25 protein-coding genes are annotated in these 18,955 nt (G+C 65.3%); 17 read left to right on the top strand and 8 right to left on the bottom strand.

Going from position 1 to position 18,955, the window contains the following annotated elements:
- The first annotated feature begins 17 nt into the window (after window positions 1–17).
- Window positions 18–398: a HEPN domain-containing protein gene (locus tag L0D18_RS05720; protein WP_243027921.1), complete on the top strand. Its 381-nt coding sequence runs from the start codon at window positions 18–20 to the stop codon at window positions 396–398.
- Window positions 355–738, top strand: coding sequence for a nucleotidyltransferase domain-containing protein (locus tag L0D18_RS05715; RefSeq protein ID WP_243027920.1), 384 nt, complete (start codon window positions 355–357; stop codon window positions 736–738). The genes L0D18_RS05720 and L0D18_RS05715 overlap by 44 nt, the downstream gene beginning before the upstream one ends.
- Here the strand turns inward: L0D18_RS05715 and L0D18_RS05710 are convergent.
- On the bottom strand, window positions 735–1,784 hold the full coding sequence (locus L0D18_RS05710; RefSeq protein ID WP_243027919.1) for an NADH:flavin oxidoreductase/NADH oxidase: 1,050 nt from the start codon (window positions 1,782–1,784) through the stop codon (window positions 735–737). The genes L0D18_RS05715 and L0D18_RS05710 overlap by 4 nt on opposite strands.
- A gap of 90 nt (window positions 1,785–1,874) precedes the next feature.
- Between L0D18_RS05710 and L0D18_RS05705 the strand changes: the two genes are divergently transcribed.
- Complete coding sequence (locus L0D18_RS05705; RefSeq protein ID WP_243027918.1) at window positions 1,875–4,802, top strand: glucodextranase DOMON-like domain-containing protein; 2,928 nt, start codon at window positions 1,875–1,877, stop codon at window positions 4,800–4,802.
- Between the two features lie 126 nt (window positions 4,803–4,928).
- Window positions 4,929–5,537, top strand: a complete 609-nt coding sequence (locus L0D18_RS05700) for a zinc ribbon domain-containing protein (RefSeq protein ID WP_243028085.1) — start codon at window positions 4,929–4,931, stop codon at window positions 5,535–5,537.
- On the opposite strand, the gene L0D18_RS05695 is transcribed toward L0D18_RS05700, so the two are convergent.
- Window positions 5,534–6,001, bottom strand: coding sequence for an NUDIX hydrolase (locus L0D18_RS05695; RefSeq protein WP_243027917.1), 468 nt, complete (start codon window positions 5,999–6,001; stop codon window positions 5,534–5,536). The two genes, L0D18_RS05700 and L0D18_RS05695, sit on opposite strands and share 4 nt — an antisense overlap.
- On the bottom strand, window positions 6,001–7,065 hold the full coding sequence (gene prfA, locus L0D18_RS05690; protein WP_243027916.1) for a peptide chain release factor 1: 1,065 nt from the start codon (window positions 7,063–7,065) through the stop codon (window positions 6,001–6,003). Before prfA ends, L0D18_RS05695 begins: the two co-directional genes overlap by 1 nt.
- Before the next feature lie 65 nt (window positions 7,066–7,130).
- Here prfA and L0D18_RS05685 point away from each other — a divergent pair, with 65 nt between their 5' ends.
- Complete coding sequence (locus tag L0D18_RS05685) at window positions 7,131–7,928, top strand: ZIP family metal transporter (RefSeq protein WP_243027915.1); 798 nt, start codon at window positions 7,131–7,133, stop codon at window positions 7,926–7,928.
- Window positions 7,929–7,937: 9 nt separating this feature from the next.
- Here L0D18_RS05685 and L0D18_RS05680 read toward each other — a convergent pair whose 3' ends face one another.
- From L0D18_RS05680 to L0D18_RS05670, 3 genes are read right to left on the bottom strand one after another with little or no spacing between them, the layout of a single operon-like run.
- Entirely contained in the window at window positions 7,938–8,276 is a 339-nt protein-coding gene (locus L0D18_RS05680; protein ID WP_243027914.1) for a dolichyl-phosphate-mannose-protein mannosyltransferase, read from the bottom strand.
- A 9-nt stretch (window positions 8,277–8,285) separates the two neighbouring features.
- Window positions 8,286–8,873: an SCO family protein gene (locus L0D18_RS05675; RefSeq protein ID WP_243027913.1), complete on the bottom strand. Its 588-nt coding sequence runs from the start codon at window positions 8,871–8,873 to the stop codon at window positions 8,286–8,288.
- The gene (locus tag L0D18_RS05670; RefSeq protein ID WP_243027912.1) at window positions 8,870–9,325 is read right to left on the bottom strand and encodes a copper chaperone PCu(A)C; all 456 of its coding nucleotides are present in this window, start codon (window positions 9,323–9,325) and stop codon (window positions 8,870–8,872) included. Before L0D18_RS05670 ends, L0D18_RS05675 begins: the two co-directional genes overlap by 4 nt.
- Before the next feature lie 87 nt (window positions 9,326–9,412).
- On the opposite strand from L0D18_RS05670, the gene L0D18_RS05665 reads away from it, so the two are divergent.
- The 10 genes from L0D18_RS05665 (at window position 9,413) to L0D18_RS05620 (ending at window position 15,596) form a co-directional block, all read left to right on the top strand.
- A complete protein-coding gene (locus tag L0D18_RS05665) occupies window positions 9,413–10,606 on the top strand; it encodes a right-handed parallel beta-helix repeat-containing protein (protein WP_243027911.1) in 1,194 nt (397 codons plus the stop codon).
- Window positions 10,585–11,262 (top strand): ABC transporter ATP-binding protein, encoded by a 678-nt coding sequence (locus tag L0D18_RS05660; RefSeq protein ID WP_243027910.1) that lies wholly within the window; start codon window positions 10,585–10,587, stop codon window positions 11,260–11,262. Before L0D18_RS05665 ends, L0D18_RS05660 begins: the two co-directional genes overlap by 22 nt.
- Window positions 11,246–11,920 (top strand): nitrous oxide reductase accessory protein NosL, encoded by a 675-nt coding sequence (locus L0D18_RS05655; RefSeq protein WP_243027909.1) that lies wholly within the window; start codon window positions 11,246–11,248, stop codon window positions 11,918–11,920. The genes L0D18_RS05660 and L0D18_RS05655 overlap by 17 nt, the downstream gene beginning before the upstream one ends.
- A gap of 67 nt (window positions 11,921–11,987) precedes the next feature.
- Window positions 11,988–12,494 carry a nitrous oxide reductase accessory protein NosL gene (locus tag L0D18_RS05650; protein WP_243027908.1) on the top strand — a complete coding sequence of 169 codons (507 nt, stop codon included), beginning with the start codon at window positions 11,988–11,990 and terminating at the stop codon, window positions 12,492–12,494.
- Window positions 12,491–13,240 carry a hypothetical protein gene (locus L0D18_RS05645; RefSeq protein ID WP_243027907.1) on the top strand — a complete coding sequence of 250 codons (750 nt, stop codon included), beginning with the start codon at window positions 12,491–12,493 and terminating at the stop codon, window positions 13,238–13,240. The genes L0D18_RS05650 and L0D18_RS05645 overlap by 4 nt, the downstream gene beginning before the upstream one ends.
- A 10-nt stretch (window positions 13,241–13,250) precedes the next feature.
- Window positions 13,251–13,616, top strand: a complete 366-nt coding sequence (locus tag L0D18_RS05640) for a YbjQ family protein (RefSeq protein ID WP_243027906.1) — start codon at window positions 13,251–13,253, stop codon at window positions 13,614–13,616.
- A complete protein-coding gene (locus L0D18_RS05635; protein ID WP_243027905.1) occupies window positions 13,616–14,059 on the top strand; it encodes a hypothetical protein in 444 nt (147 codons plus the stop codon). The genes L0D18_RS05640 and L0D18_RS05635 overlap by 1 nt, the downstream gene beginning before the upstream one ends.
- Window positions 14,034–14,630: a MazG family protein gene (locus L0D18_RS05630; RefSeq protein ID WP_243027904.1), complete on the top strand. Its 597-nt coding sequence runs from the start codon at window positions 14,034–14,036 to the stop codon at window positions 14,628–14,630. The genes L0D18_RS05635 and L0D18_RS05630 overlap by 26 nt, the downstream gene beginning before the upstream one ends.
- Before the next feature lie 29 nt (window positions 14,631–14,659).
- Entirely contained in the window at window positions 14,660–15,130 is a 471-nt protein-coding gene (locus L0D18_RS05625) for an NUDIX hydrolase (protein WP_243028084.1), read from the top strand.
- The gene (locus tag L0D18_RS05620; RefSeq protein WP_243027903.1) at window positions 15,093–15,596 is read left to right on the top strand and encodes a type 1 glutamine amidotransferase domain-containing protein; all 504 of its coding nucleotides are present in this window, start codon (window positions 15,093–15,095) and stop codon (window positions 15,594–15,596) included. Before L0D18_RS05625 ends, L0D18_RS05620 begins: the two co-directional genes overlap by 38 nt.
- On the opposite strand, the gene argB is transcribed toward L0D18_RS05620, so the two are convergent.
- Window positions 15,586–16,332 carry an acetylglutamate kinase gene (gene argB / locus L0D18_RS05615; RefSeq protein ID WP_243027902.1) on the bottom strand — a complete coding sequence of 249 codons (747 nt, stop codon included), beginning with the start codon at window positions 16,330–16,332 and terminating at the stop codon, window positions 15,586–15,588. The genes L0D18_RS05620 and argB overlap by 11 nt on opposite strands.
- Entirely contained in the window at window positions 16,325–16,816 is a 492-nt protein-coding gene (locus L0D18_RS05610; protein WP_243027901.1) for a hypothetical protein, read from the bottom strand. Before L0D18_RS05610 ends, argB begins: the two co-directional genes overlap by 8 nt.
- Window positions 16,817–16,833: 17 nt before the next feature.
- Here L0D18_RS05610 and dnaX point away from each other — a divergent pair, with 17 nt between their 5' ends.
- The gene (gene dnaX, locus L0D18_RS05605) at window positions 16,834–18,663 is read left to right on the top strand and encodes a DNA polymerase III subunit gamma/tau (protein ID WP_243027900.1); all 1,830 of its coding nucleotides are present in this window, start codon (window positions 16,834–16,836) and stop codon (window positions 18,661–18,663) included.
- 7 nt (window positions 18,664–18,670) lie between these two features.
- Window positions 18,671–18,952: a metal-sensitive transcriptional regulator gene (locus L0D18_RS05600; RefSeq protein WP_015716013.1), complete on the top strand. Its 282-nt coding sequence runs from the start codon at window positions 18,671–18,673 to the stop codon at window positions 18,950–18,952.
- The last annotated feature ends 3 nt before the right edge of the window (window positions 18,953–18,955 follow it).

Genomic DNA, 18,955 nt, shown 5'->3' with positions numbered 1-18,955 from the left:
ACCGGTAAACTGAGGGGGTGAACCGGGCCTGGGATTGGCTTTCCCAAGCGGAAAGGGACCTAGAGATGGCCGAGATTGCCCGGAATGCTGGCCGGCATGAATGGGCTTGTTTTGCCGCACAACAGGCCGCAGAAAAGGCGGTAAAAGCCCTTCACCTCCACCTGGGCCAGGAGGCTTGGGGGCACGTGATCGCCCGGCTCCTCAAGGAGTTGCCCTTGGAGGTTCCCCAAGACCTGGTGGAAAAGGCACGCTACCTGGATGGGCTCTATATACCTACCCGGTACCCCGATGCGTTCCCCGAGGGGCCTTCCGCGGAGCACTACGGGCCCTTGCAAAGCCAGGAGGCGGTCCGCTATGCCCGTGAAATCTTTGAATTCAGCCGTGCTCAGATGGCCTAGCCGGGAGGAGGTGGAAGGGGCCCTTAGGGACTGGCTTGCCCGTCACCCCATCCCTGGCCTCTTGGCCCTGGGGTATTTCGGCTCCTACGCCCGGGGGGACCACGGGGTAGGAAGCGACCTGGACCTCCTGGTGCTTGTGGATTCCTCTTCCCTTCCTCCTTGGCAACGGGCCCTAAGTCTGCCCCTAGAAGAGCTTCCTGTACCCGCGGAGGCCCTGGTCTACACCCTCTCGGAGTGGCAAGCCCTGCCCCAGCGAAGCCCCCGTTTTTCCGAAACCCTAAGGCGGGAGGTGCGCTGGCTCCTTCGCCATCCCGCCCTTTCTCCTCTGGACCCTCCTTAAAATCCCCTCTGGTACTGGGGTGGGACCTCGGGAGCTACCCCTAGGGCCTTGGCCGCCTTTAGGGGGAAGTAGGGGTCTCTGAGGAGAACCCGGCCCAAAAGGACCAGGTCGGCGCTTCCCGCCTGCAGGAGGGTTTCCGCTTGCTCGGGGTTGGTGATGAGGCCCACGGCCCCCGTCCTCATGCCCACCTCCTTGCGCACGGCGTCGGCGAAGGGCACCTGGAAGCCGGGGGCCAAAGGAAGCCGCACCCTGGGCACCACGCCTCCGGAGGAGCAGTCCAGGAGGTCCACCCCAAGTTCCTTAAGCCGGCGGGCGAAGGCCAGGGTGTCCTTAAGGCCCCACCCCCCTTCCCCCCAGTCGGTGGCGGAGACCCGCACCAAAAGGGGAAGCTCCTTGGGTACCACCTCCCGCACCGCCTGGGCCACCTTAAGGGGAAAGCGCATGCGGTTTTCCAGGCTGCCCCCATAGGCATCCGTGCGCTGGTTGGAAAGAGGGGAGAGGAAGGAGGAGAGCAGGTAGCCATGGGCCATGTGGAGCTCAATCACCTGGAAGCCCGCCCTTAGGGCCCGCTTGGCCCCTTCCACGAAGGCCGTGAGAATCCGTTCCATTCCCGCCTCGTCCAGGGGTTCGGGTACGGGATACCCCTCGTCGTAGGGGAGGGGGCTTGGCCCCACCACCCGCCAGCCCAAGGGCTTTCCCCCTTCCCAGGGCCTACTGGTCCCCGCCTTGCGCCCGGCGTGGGCCAGCTGGATGCCGGGCACCGCTCCCGCTTCCCGGATCCTTCGGGCAAGCTCCCTTAAGCCCGGAAGATGGTCGTCCGACCATATGCCCAGGTCATGGGGGCTGATGCGGCCTATGGGCTCCACGGCGGTGGCCTCCACCAGGATGAGCCCCACGCCTCCCAGGGCCCGGGTGGGGTAGTGGAGGAGGTGCCAGTCCGTGACCATGCCTTCCAGGGTGGCGGAGTACTGGCACATGGGGGACATGGCCAGGCGGTTTTTCAGCCTGACGCTCCTCAGGTCCAAAGGGGTGAAGAGGAGGGACATGAGTCCATTATGGACCGGGTGGGCCTAGGGTAAAATCCGGGCGCCGAACCGCTGGAACCTCTTCCACGAGGTTCTCGAGGGGGTGAGGGAATGAAGCGGATCCTTTGGAGCCTGGCTCTCCTATGGCCCTTGGCCTTAGCCCAGCCCTTGCGGGTGGCCATCCTTTGGCACCAGCACCAGCCACCCTACGAGAACCCCTTGACGGGGCAGTACGAGGAACCTTGGGTGCGGGTCCACGGGGTGAACAGCTACCCTTGGATGGCCCAGGTGCTTAAGGAGTTTCCTGGGATCAAGGTGACCTTTGACCTTACCTCCACCCTTCTCAAGCAGATAGAGGACTACCTTTCCGGCAAGGCCAAGGACGCCTACTGGCGGCTTTCCGAGAAACCGGTTGCCGCCCTTACCCCTGAGGAACAGGCCTTTATCGTCCAGCGTTTCTTTGACATCAACCCCCGCTTCATAGAGAAAAGCCCCCGCTACCGGGAGCTCCAGGCCAAGAGGGCAAGGGGGGAGCCTTTTGCGGAGCAGGACCTTCAGGACCTGCGCCTCCTTTGGAACCTGTACTGGATCAACGTGGACTACATAGGCCAAGACCCCAGGCTCCAGGCCCTTTACCAGCAGGACCGAGGCTTCACCCAGGAGGATGTGAACTACGTGCTGGAAAAGCACCTGGAGATCATGGCCACCATCCTGCCCCTGCACAAGGAGCTTTGGCAACGGGGCCAGGCGGATCTCATCACCACCCCCTACTACCACCCCATCCTGCCCATCCTCCTGGAAAAGGAGGCCATCCGGGAATCCAACCCTGCTTTGGCCCTGCCCAAGGAGCCCATCGCTTGGCCTGAGGATGCCGCCTGGCAGGTGCGGGCGGGGAAGGCCTATTTCCAAACCCTTTTTGGCCAGATGCCTGGCGGGATGTGGCCACCCGAGGGTGCGGTAAGCCAAAAGGCGGCGGAGCTCTATGCGGAGGAGGGCATCGGCTTCCTGGTGACCGATGAGGCCGTCCTGGGCAAAAGCGGGGTACCCGTGAACCCCCTCACCCTGACCCGGACCTACCACGTGGAGAAGGAGGGCCAGCGGGTGGTCCTTTTCTTCCGCCACCGGGACCTTTCCGACCGCATTGGTTTCAGCTACAGCCAGATGCCTGCCGAACGGGCGGTGGAGGACCTTATCGCCGCCCTTCTGGAGATCCGCCGCCAGGTGATTGGGGAAAACCCCAACGCGGTGCTCACCCTTGCCCTAGATGGGGAAAACGCCTGGGAAAACTACCCCAATAACGGCAACGACTTCCGCCGCCTCCTCTACCGGCGCCTTGTTGAAGAGCAGGCTAAGGGTACCCTGAAGACCGTCCTCTTTTCGGAGGTGGCCCAAGAGCCCTCCTTGCCCTTGGCCCGGCTGGGCACCGGGGGTTGGGCAGGGGATTTTGCCATGTGGGCGGGGGAACCGGAGGAAAACGAGGCCTGGGACCGCCTAAGCCGGGCCCGGCAGGCGGTGATGGCCTACCGGGAGGCCGGAGGGGACCCTAAAGTGGTGGAGAGGGCCATGGCCCTCCTCTATGCGGCCCAGGCCTCGGACTGGTTCTGGTGGTACGGCCAGGACACCGCCTTTCCCAACCACGCCCCCTTTGACGAGGCCTTCCGGAGCCTTCTAAGGGCGGTGTACCAGATTTTGGGAAGGCAGGCCCCGGAGGAGCTCTTCATCGCCGTGCGACCCCCGGTTTCTCCCCAAGGAACGCCAGGCCGGGTGAAGCCCACCTTGGATGGCCAGGTGACCCCTGGGGAGTGGGAGGGGGCGGCCTACCTGCCGGATTCCGAGGGGGCCGCCATGCAGACCCCCGACGACCTCATCCATGGGGTTTACTTGGGTTTTGATGAGGCCAACGTGTACCTTCGGGTGGACCTGCGGGATGGGGTTAAGGCCCGGGACCTGGTGGGCCAAGGGTTCCGCCTGCATGTCTACGCCACCCAGCCTGGAGGGGAAGGGGGTGCCGCCTTTCCCGAGGGCCTGGAGGTTTCCCTGGGATTTCCCCTGCAACAGCGGATCACCTTGGACCTAGACCAGGTGAAGGAGGGGCAAGGGGTTTTGGTGCGCTACGCCTACCGGGAGGGCACCTGGGTTCTGGCCAGCTCCCCAGCGGACCTTTCGGGAAGGCGGGCTTGGGTGGGGGAGGTTTTTGAGCTTCGCCTTCCCTATACCACCCTCAAGGCGGAGGCCGGGGACACGGTACGGTTGGCCTTGGTACTCGAGAAGGGCGGGCGCGTTCTGGACTTCGCCCCCAACGGGGCACCTTTGGCCTTAAGCCTGCCCAGGCGCCTCGAGGGCAAGGAGGTGTTGCGCATCCCAGACCCCGAGGGCGACGAGCACGGCCCCGGCACCTACACCTATCCCAAGGAGGCCGCCTTCGCACCTTTTAAGGGCCTTTTTGATCTCCTGGAGATGCGCATTCTGGATAGCGACCATCTCTACACCTTCGTCTTCACCTTTGCGGAGATGACCAACCCCTGGGGGGCCCCGGCGGGCTTCAGCCACCAGCTCCTCAACATCTACCTGGACTTTAAGGAGGGAGGCCGGACCGACACCTTCGCCAAAGGGGCTAAGGTGGCCTTCCATCCGGAGCACCCTTGGGACCTTTTCCTGAAGGCCGCAGGTTGGCCCCAGTACGGCCAGCGGGTGGGCTTTCCGGACGGCACCGATACCGCCGAGGGCATCCTGGTGAGCAGTAACCCCGCCGACAAACAGGTGATCGTGCAACTGGAAAAAAGGCATTTTAACCCCAAGCCCGGCCAGCAGGTTTGCCTCTATGTCCTGGTGGGAAGCCAGGATGGCTACGGGCCGGATCATTTCCGTCCCGTGGGCCAGGAGGCTGGGCCCTGGAACCTGGGTGGGGCCCGGGATGAGGATGCCCCCTTGGTGGTGGACTACCTCTGGCCGGAAAAGGGGGTGCAGGAGGCCTTGCTTTCCCAATATGGGGGTGGGCGCTTGGCGGTCCTTAAGCCTTATTGCGTCGCTTGGCCTTAGGGGTGGGGTCTACCCCACGAGGGGCCTCCAGGGTAGACTGATCCCGTGGACCCCAGCCCTGGTCAGGGACAAGGTCCCCATCTTGCCACGGCTTTTCGCTATGTGGAAAGCCTTCTCTTCGGGGACATGGAGCGCCCCGGTCTCACCCTCTATGACCTGGAGCGCCTGGTGGGCTACCCAGCCAAAGGGGAGGGGCCTTTGACCTACACCCTGCCCCGCACCAAGAGCCTTTCCGGGGTGCAGGCGGTGCGGTTTTACTACTACCCCAAGGACCCTACCCTCCAGCTCATCGTGGAGATTGAGGACCTTCAGGGGAAAAAGCACCTTCGCCATTTCCGCTGGAATGGGTTTACTTGGGAAACGCCCCAAGGGGGACAAGGGGAGCTAAAGCCCACCCGGGAGGAGGTGGGTCTGGTGCAGGCGGGAGAGGATTTTTTCCTGGGCTTCCCCCGGGAGGAAGCCCTGGAGCTGGAGGAAGCGGTGCGCAAGGGGGAGGCCTCGGGGGCTAAATACCTCCTTTGCCCTCGCTGCCGGTCCCGGATTTTCTACGCTCCCTCGGTCCGCCCCGCGGGCCTTACCTGCCCCAAGTGCGGCAACCCCACCCTGCTTTTCAAGACCCTCTCCGCGCCCGAGGGGCCCAAGGACCCCCTCGAGGCCCTTGTGGAAGAACAACGGACCCTGAGGAAGGCCATAGAGGAGCTAACCGCTTACCTTAGGCGCAAACTGGGGCCTTAGACCCTCACCCCGGGCTGGCCCCAGCCGGTGTAGGCGTAAAACCGGCCCCGTTCCCCTCCGAGGTAGTCCAAAAGGGGCTCCAGGAGGGGGCGGTGGCCGGAAAGCTTGGCCGTCACCTCCTCGGGGGTGAAGAACCGGGCTTCCACGATGTGGCCGTCGGGATCCCTGGGGTTCAGGAGCCCCTCGTAGCTGGCCCTAAAGGCCAGGGCCAGAGTGCGCTCGTTTTTGCGGCGGTCTTCCACCTGGATGGCATAGGCCAGGTGCTCAATGGCCCTCACCTTTAGGCCGGTTTCCTCCCGGACCTCCCGCACCAGGGCTTCCAATACCGTTTCCCCAGGCTCCACCGTGCCCCCGGGGAGGGTGTAGCGCACCTGGCCCCGCCGGCCCCAGTCGTTTCCCACCAGAAGGACCCGGCCTTGGCGGTCCAAGAGGATGGCCGCCACCACCAGGATCTCGCGGCGCATCACGCTTCCGTCAAGGCCTCCAGCTGCCTTTCCTGGTCGGCCCGTTTAAGGGCTTCCAAAAGGGGCTGGAGATGTCCCGAGAGGATGCCCTCGAGGTCGTGGGTGGTGAAGCCGATGCGGTGGTCCGTGACCCGGGACTGGGGGAAGTTGTAGGTGCGGATCTTCTCCGAGCGCTCCCCGGTACCGATCTGGGCCAGGCGGGTCTGACGGAGCTTTTCCGCCTCTTCCGCCCTTTTGATCTCCAAAAGGCGGCTTCTTAGTATCATGAGGGCCTTCTCCCGGTTCTTGATCTGGCTGCGGGAGTCCTGGCAGGTGACCGTGATCCCCGTGGGCAGATGCACCACCCGCACGGCACTATCCGTGGTGTTGACCCCCTGGCCCCCGGGCCCGGAGGCCCGCATCACGTCAATGCGGATCTCGTCCATGTTGAGGTGGAAGTCGGACTCCTCCGCCTTGGGCAAAACCGCCACCGTGGCCGTGGAGGTGTGGATCCGCCCCTGGGTTTCCGTGGCGGGAACCCGCTGCACCCGGTGGACCCCGCTTTCGTACTTGAAGGTGCCGTAGGCCCCAGGGCCCCGGATTTCCACGATGACCTTGGAGAAGCCACCCAGGTCGGTGGGGTGGGAATCCAGGATCTCGGTTTCAAACCCCATCTCCTGGGCGAAGCGTAGGTACATCTCCAAAAGGTCCCGGGCGAAAAGGGCGGCCTCCTCGCCGCCGGTGCCGGCCCGGATCTCCAGGATGGCGTCCCGCTCGTCCAGGGGGTCTTTGGGCAAGAGATGCCGCTCCAGCTCCTTTTCCAGCTCCGCCTTGCGAACCAGGAGGGCCTCCTTCTCCGCCTTGGCCACCTCCTTGAGCTCGGGGTCCTCGAGGAGGCCCTCCAAGCCCTCCAAGTCCTCCAGCACCTTCCGGTACTCCCGGATGAGGGCGATCACCTCCCCCATCTCCGCATACCGCCGGGAGAGGGCCTGGTAGCGCTTCTGGTCCCTGAGGACCTCAGGGTCGGCAAGGAGCGCTTCCAACTCCCGGTATTCCTCTTCTAGGCGCGCAAGCTTCTCCAGCATACCTTACCTCAGGATACTCCAAGGCGGGATTGCCGTCTGTTTTAGGTGACCCTAAAATAAGGCCTATGGAAACCTCGGTTTTCCTCTATGCCCTCTTGGGAGGGCTTTTCACCTGGGGGCTTACCGCGGTGGGAGCGGCTAGCGTGTTCCTGGCCCAAGAACCCAGCCGCAAGCTTCTGGACGGCATGCTGGGTTTCGCCGCCGGGGTGATGCTGGCGGCCAGCGTCTTTTCCCTCCTCCTTCCAGGTATGGAGATGGCCGAGGCTCAGGGCCTGGTTCCTTGGGTGCCTGCGGTGGTGGGCTTCCTTCTGGGTGGGGCTTTGTTGCGCCTCCTGGACCGCTTCCTGCCCCACGTGCACCTGGGGCCAGGGGCTGAGGAGGAGGGTATCCGCACCCTCTGGCGGCGCACCACCCTCCTGATCCTGGCCATCACCCTCCACAACTTCCCCGAGGGCCTGGCGGTGGGGGTGGCCTTTGGGGCTGCGGGGTTGGACCCTACGGGAGCCGCCACCTTGGGTGGGGCCATCGCCTTGGCGGTGGGCATCGGCCTGCAAAACCTGCCGGAGGGGTTGGCGGTGGCCTGGCCCCTAAGGCGGGCAGGTATCCCGGCGGCAAGGGCCTGGTTTTACGGCCAGCTGTCCGCCATCGTGGAGCCCCTTGGGGCCTTGTTGGGAGCCCTTTTGGTCACGCAGATGCTTTACCTATTGCCCTACCTCATGGCCCTGGCGGCAGGAGCCATGGTTTTCGTGATCGTGGAGGAGGTCATTCCGGAAAGCCAGGCGGAGGGCAACGGGGACATCTCCACCTTTGGGGTGATGACGGGCTTTGCCGTGATGATGGCTTTGGACGTGGCCCTGGGCTGACCAGGCGGATTAGGCCTGGGAATCCCCTTTGCCCAAGCGTTCCTTAAGGAGGCGGGCGGCTTCCTCCGCCTTGGCCTTGGCGGCTTCGGCGGCCTGGGCGGCTTTCTCCGAAAGCTCCTTCAGCTTATCGGGGATGCCGTCCTTATCCTGGTCTAGCTGGGCCAGGCGGGCCTTGGCCTCCTCCAGGGCCTTCTGGGCTTCCTGAAGGGCCTTTTCCACCAGGTCGGGCTTGCCGTCCTTGTCCTGATCTAGCTTTTCCCGAAGCTCCTTTAAGCGCTTCTCCACCTCGCCGGTGGCGGAACGGGCCTTCTCGGAAATTCTTTGCAACACATCCTTGAGAAAATCCATGGGGATAGTTTACAACAAGGCTTGGAGGTCCCTCACCACCTTCTCCGTTTCCTCCACCTTGTCCGGGCTAAAGAGGAGGACCAGCTGGCCCTCCTTTACCACAAAGGTGGTGGCGGTGTGGTCCACCAGGTACTCCCCGGGGCCCCGGTACTGGGTTTTCTGGTAGTAGACCCCGAAGGTGCGGGCCACCTCCTGGATGGTCTCGGGGCTTCCCGTGAGGCCTAGGAAGCTCGGGTTAAAGGCTTTGGCGTACTGGTCAGAGATCTCCGGGGTGTCCCGCTCGGGGTCCACGCTGATGAAGACTACCTGCACCCTTTCTTGCTCCTTGGGGGATAGGCCCTCGTAGGCCCGCTTCAGGGCCAGCATGGTGGTGGGGCAGACGTCGGGGCAGTGGACGTAGCCGAAAAAGATGAGAACCAGCTTGTCCTTGAAATCGGAAAGCCGCACCGGGCCTTGGGGCCCCTCGAGGACAAAGTCCACGGGCTTGGGGTTCAAAAGCCGAGTGCCGTAGAAGCTATGGGAGCCCTTAGGCAGGAGGAGGTAGGCCACCGCCACCAGGGCCAGAACCAGCAGGATGGGAATAAGAGGCTTCTTCATCGCATCTCCACCGGTAGCATCACCTTGAGCTTGGTGCCATCCTGGAACCTTAGGACCAGGGTTACTTTCTCTCCCGGCTTCAAGGGCCGCTTAAGCCCTTCCAGCATAAGGTGGTACTTCCCTGGGCGGAACTCCACCCTGCCCTTAGGGGGGATGTCCAGGTAAGGTAGGGGGCGCATGCCCAAGACCACCTGGCCCCCACGGTGCTCCCGGTGGTCTTTGTGGATGGAGACCCGCTGGGCTAGATCCGTTTCCACCGCCACCAGGCGCAAGGGCGTGCTTCCCCGGTTTTCCAGGGTCAGGTAGGCGGCGGTGTCCTTCACCACCGGGGGCACCAGGCGCACCCAGCCGGGGGTGGCCAGGGCCTGGGCCCAGGCGGCCCCGCCCAGGAGCAGGCCGACTAGGGCTAAACCTCTGGGAAAACCCCGTGACAAGAAGGAAATAGGCCTCACGCCCTTAGGGTACCAGGCGGTGGGGAGGAAAGGAACCCGGCAAGTGAAGTACAAATGTCCCATTCCCCCCTCTTACCCTGGGGGAGAATGCGGGCGTTTCTTCCCCCCCTCCTAGCCCTCGCCCTCCTCTCGGCCTGGGCGGCCCCGGCACTCCGCCTGCAGGGGGAGGTGGAGGGGCCTTTGGTCCTTACCACCCCCAACCTGGTGGTGGAGGGAAAAGGGGCGGTGCTACGGGGGAAGGGGGGGCATACCCTAAGCCTCCTGGCCCCGGGGATAAGGGTGCGGGGGCTGAAGGTGGTGGGGGCAGGGCCTGAGGAGGATTTTTTTGAACCCCATGCCGCCCTTTACCTAAGGGGATGCGAGGGCTGTCTTCTAGAGGATGTGACCGTGGAGGGTGCCCCCACCGCGGTGCGGGTGGAGGACTCCCCGGGGGCGGCCATCCTGGGCCTGAAGGCCCAGGGCCTGGGTCAATCCCCAGGGGTCTTGGTCTACGGGAGCCCCGGGGCCAGGGTGGAGGGGGGTTGGCTTAGGGGGTATATGGATGCCATTTACGTGGAGTATAGCCCCGGGATGCGCATTGTGGGGAATCGCCTCGAGGACAACGGGCGCTACGGCTTCCACGTGATGTTCTCCTGGCAGGTGGAGGTGGCCGGCAACGAGTCCCGGGACAACGGCATTGGCAACGCGGTGATGCACGGGGCAGAGAACCGGATAGGGGAAAACCGGCTTTATGGCCACAAAAGCCCCGTGGGCTATGGGCTTTTGGTCCAGGACGAGCAGGGGACCGAGGTCCGGGGCAACCTCTTTGCGGAAAACACCCTGGGCCTGGTACTAATGGACGCCACCCGGGTGAGGGTGGCGGGCAATCGCTTCCAGGAGAACGGCACCGCCTTGCGCATCACCCGGGAGAAGGGGGGAAACTCGGCCCAGGTGGAGGGGAACGCCTTTTGGGGCAACCTCTACGATCTCCTGGTGGACGATCCCTTGGCTAAGGCTCGGGTGGTGGGGAACCGGTACGACCGGGCCTCTAGCCTTCCGGTCCCCCACCTGCCCACGGGGAGCTTTGCCCTTCTCCTTGCTCGGCAGCCCGAGCTTTCCCTCCTAGCCCTTTCCCCGGGGGTCATCCTCTGGGAGGCCGCGGAGGCCCAGGTGCCGGGGCTTAGGCTGGTGGCCCTGGCCGATCCCCAGGCGGCCCCCGTGGCTTGGGAGGCTAGGTTCGGGGGTCTTTGGGCCTTCTTGGGCCTTTTGGGAGGAGTCCTATGGTGGTGGCGGAGGGGCTGATCAAGGCGGGGAGGCTTAGGGGGGTGGGCCTTAGGGTACCGGGGGGCGTGGTGGGGCTTCTCGGCCCCAACGGGGCGGGCAAGAGCACCCTCTTGGCCCTCCTGGCGGGAAGGCTTAGGCCCGATGGGGGTAGGGCCAGCCTCTTGGGCCACCCCCCCAGGGCCCCGGGGGTCTTGCCCCTTAGGGCCTACCTGCCCCAAAGCCCCAGGTTTTTCCCCCACCTGCGGGTCCTCGAGGTCCTGGAAGGGGCCAGGCGGGTGAAGGGCCTGGGCCGGGAAGCCCTGGAGGAGGCCCTGGAGCGCATGGGCCTGGGGGCGTTCTTGGGGAAGCGGGTGGGGGAGCTTTCCGGGGGGCAGCGCCAGCGCCTGGCCCTGGCGGCAAGCCTTATGGGTAACCCCCCCATCTGGCTTCTGGACGAGCCCACCGCGGCCCTAGACCCCAAGGGCCGGGAGCGGTTTTGGACCTGGGTGGGCGAGAAGGGGCAAGGGGCGGTGCTCATCGCCCTGCACCACGTGGAGGAGGCCATGAAGGCGGACCGCCTCCTCCTCATGAAAGGGGGGGAGGTTTTGCAAGAAGGCCCCCCGGACCAGGTTTTGGGCCCAAGGGGAGAACGCCTCCCCTGGCTAATGGAGGTGCTCTATGAGGAACCGGCGTGAGGTGCTCAAGGCTTTGGGCGGTTTGGTGGTGGCGGGGCCAGTCTTGGCCCAGCACATGGGGCACGGGATGGAAAGCCCGGCTCCTGTGGGGGGGATGCGGGTTCCCGCCCGGCCCATTCCCTGGGATGAGGGCCTGTGCGCCTTCTGCGAGATGCCCATCAAGACCCCGGAAGGGCAGTGGCGGGGCCGCACCTTCCCCAAGGGCTTCTTTGAGCAGACCTACAGCCAGATCGCCTTTGAGAAGCCCCGGCCTGCCCCCCACGATCCCAAGCAGGTGGTGGAAGCGTTGCACTTTGAGAGCATCGCCTGCATGGTGAACTACGCCTGGGTGCATGGGCTTAAGGACGGGGAGGGGGCCACCTTTTACGTGACCGACCGGGGAGCCTACGATCCCGCCAGGCCCCAGGAAACCGTGCGCCTCATCCCCGCCCGCCAGGCCACCTTCTACTGGGGGGAGAAGATGATGGTGGTCATGAACGCCAAGCTTCTGGCCTTCGCCAGCGCTAAGGCAGCCCAGGAGTTTGCCGATAGGAACAAAGACCAGCACGGCCGCCAGCGCTTCTATAGCTTCCAGACCCTTTGGGACCTGGCGCCCTTACCGGAGATGAACGTGGTAGCCCTCCTGGCCCGTCACGCAGGGCTTTTGGGGGACAAATAGGGGGCCGGGTTATCCTGGAGGAGCCCCGACATGACGGGGCTCCACCGGGTCTTCCAGAAGGAGAACTATGGACCGAAGGACTTTTTTCCTGTCCCTTCCCTTTTTGTTGCGGGCTCTGGCTGCTCCCCGAACCCTACGGGTTGGGGTGGACGCATGCCCCTACTGCTTCATGACCATCCTGGACGCCCGCTATGCGGCCCAGGCGGTTAATCCCCAGGGGAAGGCCTTCTTCTATGACGATCCAGCCTGCCTTCTGGACCAGTTAAACGGCTGGGGAGGGCCCAGCCTCACCGCCAAGGAGGTCTACCTGGCAGACTTTTCCGAAAGCACCCGCACCGCTCCCAGGTGGGTGGAGGCCGCTAAGGCCGTGCTCTACCATAACCCCAAGATCCGTACCCCCATGGGCTCCGGGCTTCTGGCTTTTGGTAACCGGGAGGCTGTGGAACGACACCTTCGGGAACGGCCCGAGCGGGCGGGGGGACGGGTCTTGACCTGGGCCCAAGCTCTAAAGGAGGGCGAGAAGCGTACCTGGGTGCCCGCCGACTTCTTTTCCCCACCGCCAAAGGCCCCATGACCCCCCTTTTCTTCAAGGAGATAGCCCGTAACCCCTGGACCCTAGGTCTTTTCCTCTTACCTTCCCTCCTGGCCCTGGGCTTTCTGGGCCGGGGGGAAGGGGTAGGGCTGGTGGGGCTTTACTCGGGGCTTCTCCTCCTCCTGCCCCCCTTGGTCCTGGCCCTGGCTCTGCCCCTTTTGGCCTCGAGGGAGGAGTGGGCCTTCCTCTTAGGGCTTCCCGTGGGGGCCTTCCGGGGCTTTGGGGAGGGGGTGGTGGGGGTTTTCCTGGGGCTTCTTCTGCCCCTTCTTCCCGGCCTTCTTCTGGGGGCGGGGGTGTTGGGCCTCTCTGGGAAGGCCACCCTGTGGCTTCTCCTTTCGGGGGTGGGGGTTTTGGCCTTCTGGGTGGGACTTGCCGCCTTCTTGGCCGCCCTGACCCTGGAGGAGAGGCGGGCCCTGGGGCTGGGTTTTGGGCTTTTTGGCCTTTTAAACGTGCTCTACGGGCCCTTGGTGGTGGCCCTGGCGGTGCGCCTTAGGGAGTACCCTCTGGAGGGCCTCCTCACCCTGGCCCTCCTGCTGAACCCCCAGGAGATCCACCGGGTGGGGCTCCTTGCTGGGCTTAAGGCCCCGGTGCTCACGGGGCCCATAGGGTACCTGGTGGCGGAGCGCCTGGGGGCGGTGGGGCCTTGGCTAGGGCTTTTGTACCTGGCCCTCTTGGGGGTCGTTCTGGCCCTGCTGGGTGCCCTGGTCTTCGCCCGCCGGGACCGGTAGGATGGAGGCCATGGGGGTTCTCAGGGCCACCCTAGGCGGGCTGCCCGGCTACCGGCTGGCCCGGGTGCTGGGCGTGGCCAAGGGAAGCGCAGTGCGGGCCAAGCACCTGGGCAAGGACCTCGAGGGGGGTTTGCGCAAACCGGTGGGTGGGGAGGTACCGAAGTATATGGAGATGCCTCAGGAAGCTTGCCGGGTGCGGAACGCCGGATGCTGGCGGTCCATTTGGGATAGGAGCCCCAAAGAGGAGGCCAAGCGCCTGGGTACCGGTGCCGTCTTGGGGGCGCGGTATACCGCGGCCCACGTGTTCCACGGGGCAGCGGAAATCCTGGTCTATGGCACTGCTGTCCGGCTAAAGCCCACAAAGGAGCCCCGATAATGCGCCTGGCCGCCACCCTCCTCATCCTCCCCTTTTTCCTTCAGCTTTTAGGCTTTGGCAACACCCCCTTGGGCGGGGGGCTTTGCGGGGAGCTTTTCCTAGTGCAAAACCCCGCCCTGGCTTTCCAGACCCCAGGGTTTTGGTACGGAGCCCTTTTCATGGGCCTTCTGGCCTTACAGCTGGGGTATGGCCTTTCCCTCCTCCTTCTGCCCCTTTTGGAGGTGCCTATAGGTCCCGGCTGGCTGCGCCTGGGGCGGGGCTTGGTGGGGCTTCTTTTTCTCCTTTTCCTTCTCACCCGCACCACCGGCCTGCCGACCCCGGGACCGGGGGGATGGGTGGTGGACCCGGCGGGTGTAGACCCCCTTTCCTTGCTTTTGGTGGGCTTTTCCCTGGCAGGGGGATTCCTCCTGAGGGAGAATGGGGGGCATGGAACGGCTTCTTGAGGTGATGCGCCGCCTTCGGGGGCCCGGGGGTTGCCCCTGGGACCGGGCCCAGACCCACGAAAGCCTCGTCCCCTACCTGTTGGAGGAGGCCAGCGAGGCGGCGGATGCCCTCTTGGATGGGGACCCCAAGGAGATGGCGGAGGAGCTTGGGGATGTGCTCCTGCAGGTGGCCTTTCACAGCGTGATCGGTGAGGAGGAGGGGCGGTTTACCTATGAGGACGTGGAAAGAAGCATCGTGGAAAAGCTCATCCGCCGCCACCCCCACGTCTTTGGGGAGGCCAGGGCCAAGACCCCAGAGGAGGTGAAGGCCCGCTGGGAAGCATTGAAGGCCGAGGAGGGGAAGGGGGAGGAGCCCTGCGGCCTGCCCAAGCACCTTCCCACCCTGCTTCGGGCCTACGAGCTTCAGCGAAAGGGCGTGGATCCGGGAAGCGAGGAGGGCCTAAGGATGGCCCTGGAGAGGGGGAACCTCGAGGAGGCGCTTTGGAACCTGGTGGGGCTTTTCGCCAAACGGGGCCTGGACCCCGAGACCGCCTTAAGGCGGCGCTCCCACAAAGCCTGCCGGGAGGGCTAGCCCTTCTTCCGGGCTTTCGGTTGGCGGCGGTGGCCGTGCCCCTCCTGGGGGAAAGCCTCCTTTTCACCCTGCGTAGCCCCCACCTGCCCACCCACGCCGGCCAGGTGAGCTTCCCCGGAGGGGTGGTGGAGCCAGGGGAAACCCCCCTGGAGGCCGCCTTGCGGGAGGCGGCGGAGGAGGTGGGGCTAGGGGGGCTGGAGGCCTTGGGCTACCTTTCCCCAGGGTTTTCCCCCCAGGGTTTCTTGGTCCAGCCGGTGGTGGTCTTCCGGGAAGACCTTCCTCCCTTACGCCCTAACCCCCTCGAGGTGGCCGAGGCCTTCTTGGCCCCAGTGGAGGAGCTCCTTGGGATAACCCCCTGGAGCGAGGTGCGCCAGGGCCGGACCGTTTGGCACTTTCCCTGGCGGGGGGTGGACATCTGGGGGGTGACGGGAAATATCCTTAAGGAGTTCCTGGAGGTGTGGCGTGAGGCGAGTGGGCATCCTTTTGGCCGATCTCTTTGACGAGCGGGAGTTCCTCTACCCCTACTACCGGGTCCAGGAGGCGGGCTATACCCCCTTGGTCATCGGGCCTGAGGCCCGGGAGTATAAGGCTAAGTCCGGCTTTGCCTGGAAGGCGGAGGTAAGCGCCCGGGAGGCAGGGGAGGTGGCGGGCCTCCTTATCCCCGGGGGCTTTGCCCCCGATTACCTGCGGCGAAGCCCTGAGGTCCTTTCCTTGGTGCGAAAGGTGGCGGAAGAGGGCAGGCCCATCGGGGCCATCTGCCATGCGGGCTGGGTTTTGATCAGCGCCGGACTGGTGCGAGGGCGAAGGGTCACGGGGTTTGCCTCCATCCGCCACGACCTGGAAAACGCCGGGGGGCTTTACCAGGAGGCCGGGGTGGTGGTGGACGGAAACCTGGTAACCGCCCAGGGGCCCAAGGATCTCCCCGGCTTCCTCTTGGCCTTTTTGGAGCTCTTGGCTAAAGGGTAAAGCGGGTTCCCAAGACTCCCTTTAAGACGCCCTCCAGTACCCCCCTTTCCCCCCGGGCAATGGCCGCCCAGGGAGCCCCGGCCCTAAGGGCGTTCAAGGCCGCCTCCACCTTGGGGATCATGCCTCCTTGGATCACCCCAGAGGCCTTGAGTTCCTCCACCTCCTTCGGCGTGAGGCGGGGCAGGCGGCTTTTGGGGTCCTGGGGGTCCTGGAGGACCCCGGGCACATCCGTGAGGAAAAGGACGGGCCACCCTAAGGCCCCGGCTACCGCCCCAGCGGCGGTGTCGGCGTTGACGTTTAAGGGGCCTGCCTCGTCCAGGGCGATGGGGGCCAGGAGGGGGGTGTAGCCCTGTTCCACCAGGTCCAGGAGCACGCCCACCTCCACCCCCACCACCTCCCCCACCCGGCCCAGGTGGGCTAGGGCCCTCCCCTTTAGGCAAAGGGTATCCCGCCCGGAGAGGGAAAGCGCCCTTTTTCCCCTTCGGGAAAGGCCTTCTGCCAGGCGCTTTCCCGTGAGGCAAAGGCTCATTTCCACCACCTCCATGTGCTCCGGGGGGGTTACCCTCAGGCCCCCCTCAAAGCGGCTTTCCAGGCCCAGGCGGGAAAGCCAGGCCCCGATCTCCGGCCCACCCCCATGCACCAGGACCAGGGGGCCTGGGTAGCCCGCAAGCTCGTCTAGGAGGGTTTCGGCACCTCGTAGGCTTCCGCCCACCTTCACCAACAAGGGTTCACTCAAGGTAGACCACCTCCTCTGGCAGGCCTCCTTCTTCCTCGGCCTCCAACAGGTCCAAAAAGCCCAAGGCCGCGTGGTCGGGGTGGAGGCCAAAATGGGTGGCCAGGGCCTGGACCGCGCTCAGGGGGGGCATGGAGGCGGCTTTCTCCAGCAGGGGCTTGAGGTCCGCAGGGGCTTGGAGCCTGGGCCCTAGCTCCGCCCCCTGGGCCAGTTGGGCTTTAATCTCCCCCTTTTCCGCAAGGAGGAAAAGAAGCTCCTCCTCGGCCAGGACCAGGAAGGCCAGGGCCCTTCCCAGGTGGGAGAGCTCTTCCAAAAAGGCCCGGATGGCCTGGGGGTCTTCCTGGGCCTCGAGGGCCTCGTGGTACAGGCTCACCCAGGGGGGGTCCGGGACCAGAAAGACCCCCGCCCCCTGGGTTTGCCCCTGGGCCCAGGCCCGCACCTCTTCTAAAGGCGCCGCCACGTGGAAGGAGAGAAAGCTCCGCACCAAGCCCTATACTAGCCATTGTGGGCGCCCTCTACCGCAAGCTCCGCCCCCTCACCTTTCAGGAGGTGGTGGGCCAGGAGCATGTGAAGGAACCCCTCATGCGGGCCATAGGGGAAGGGCGCTTGGCCCATGCTTACCTCTTCTCGGGCCCTCGAGGGGTGGGGAAGACCACCACCGCCAGGCTCCTGGCCATGGCCGTGGGGTGCCAGGGGGAGGTGCGCCCCTGCGGGGTCTGCCCGCACTGCCAGGCGGTGCAAAGAGGGGCCCATCCCGATGTGGTGGAGATCGACGCCGCCAGCAACAACTCGGTGGAGGACGTGCGGGAGTTAAGGGAGAAGGTGCTTCTGGCTCCCCTTTCCGCCCCCAAGAAGGTCTTCATCCTGGACGAGGCCCATATGCTCTCCAAAAGCGCCTTCAATGCCCTCTTGAAGACCCTGGAGGAGCCTCCACCCCACGCCCTTTTCGTCTTCGCCACCACCGAGCCGGAGAGGATGCCCCCCACCATCCTCTCCCGCACCCAGCACTACCGCTTCCGCCGCCTCACCGAGGAGGAGATCGCCTCTAAGCTCCGGCGCGTCCTCCAGGAGATGGGCAAGGAGGCGGAGGAGGAGGCCCTCCTCCTGGTGGCCCGGCTGGCGGACGGGGCGCTTAGGGATGCGGAAAGCCTCCTGGACCGCCTGCTCCTCCTGGAGGGCGCCCTGACCCGGAAGCGGGTGGAGGAGGCCTTGGGCCTTCCGCCCAAGGAGGCCCTTTCCCGCCTGGCCCGGGGGCTGGCCCGGGGGGACCTCAAGGAGGTGCTCTCCGAGGCCAGGGGGCTTTACGCCCAGGGCTTTGCCCCGAGAAGCCTGGTGGGGGGGCTTATGGAGGTGGTGCGGGAGGCCTTGTACGCGGCCCACGGCCTGCCGGGAGAGGGGATGGAAGCCCCTCCCGAGGCCCTGCTGGGGGCCCTCACCGCCTTGGACGAGGCCATGGAGCGCCTTTCCAAGCGCTCGGACCTCCTGGCCCTGGAGGCGGCCCTTTTGCAGGCGGCAAGGGTTTTCCCCTCCGGGCGAGCTGTGGGGGTGGTCCGGCCCGCGGCGGGCCTTCCTGCTGGGGAAGCGGCCCAGGTGGGGGCTCTTGTGCCCGAGGGGCCAACGCCTCGGCGTGAGCCCGCGGCCTCCGGGGAAGACCTGCCCGAGTTCCACCCCACCCAGCCCTTGGCGCCGCCGAGCCTCAGGGAGGCGGGTCCCCCCGGGGGGGAGGAGGGGGATCAGGCCGGGAGGTGGAGGGCCTTCCTCGAGGCCCTCAAGCCCACCCAAAGGGCCTTCCTCCGCGAGGCCCGGCCAAGTTTGGAGGAGGGGCGCCTTGTGCTCCGCTTTCCCGAGAGCAAGGCCTTCCACCACAAACGGGCCGAGGAGCAAAAGGCCTCCCTCCTTCCCCTGATACGGGCCCACTTCGGGGTGGAAGAGGTGGTCTTCCTCCTGGAAAAAAAAAGCCTAAACCCTAGGCCCCTTTCCCGAAACCTGCCATTGCCTGAGGAAAAACCCACCCGGGGTGGGCCGGCCGAAGAGCCTAAGGCCTCCGAGCCCTCTTCCCAAGCCCTGCCGGAAGGGGAGGAAAAGCCGAGGGAGGTCTTTCCCGAGCCTGCCGAAAGGCTGCCTTCTGCCCAAGCCCCTTGGCCAGGGTGGCCGGTTCCCTCTGGACCCGATGCCCCGGCGGAGGAACCCCCCAGGCCTCCTGAGGATCCCAACCGGCGCCTGGCGGAGATCATCCGCCTCCTGGGGGCGCGGCTCCTTTGGGTGCGCAGGCCCAGGCTTCCCGAGGCCGAGGAACCCGTGAGCGAAGACGACATAGGGGGTACTGGTATATAATGCCCCCATGACCAAGACCACCGAGTTGGGGCAAGAGACCGTGGAGAACATCCTCAAGCGGCTACGGCGTATAGAAGGCCAGGTGCGGGGTTTGCAGAAGATGGTGGCCGAAGGGCGTCCTTGTGACGAGGTGTTAACCCAAATGACCGCCACCAAAAAGGCCATGGAGGCGGCGGCCACGTTGATCCTGGAAGAGTTTCTCAACATTTGCGCCGCCGAGGTTTCCGAGGGCAAAGTGGACCCCAAGAAACCCGAGGAAATCGCCACCATGTTGAAGAAGTTCATCTAGCCT

The sequence above is a fragment of the Thermus albus genome (assembly GCF_022760855.1).
Taxonomy (GTDB): Bacteria; Deinococcota; Deinococci; order Deinococcales; family Thermaceae; genus Thermus; species Thermus albus.
This window is presented reverse-complemented; position numbering and strand designations above follow the sequence as displayed.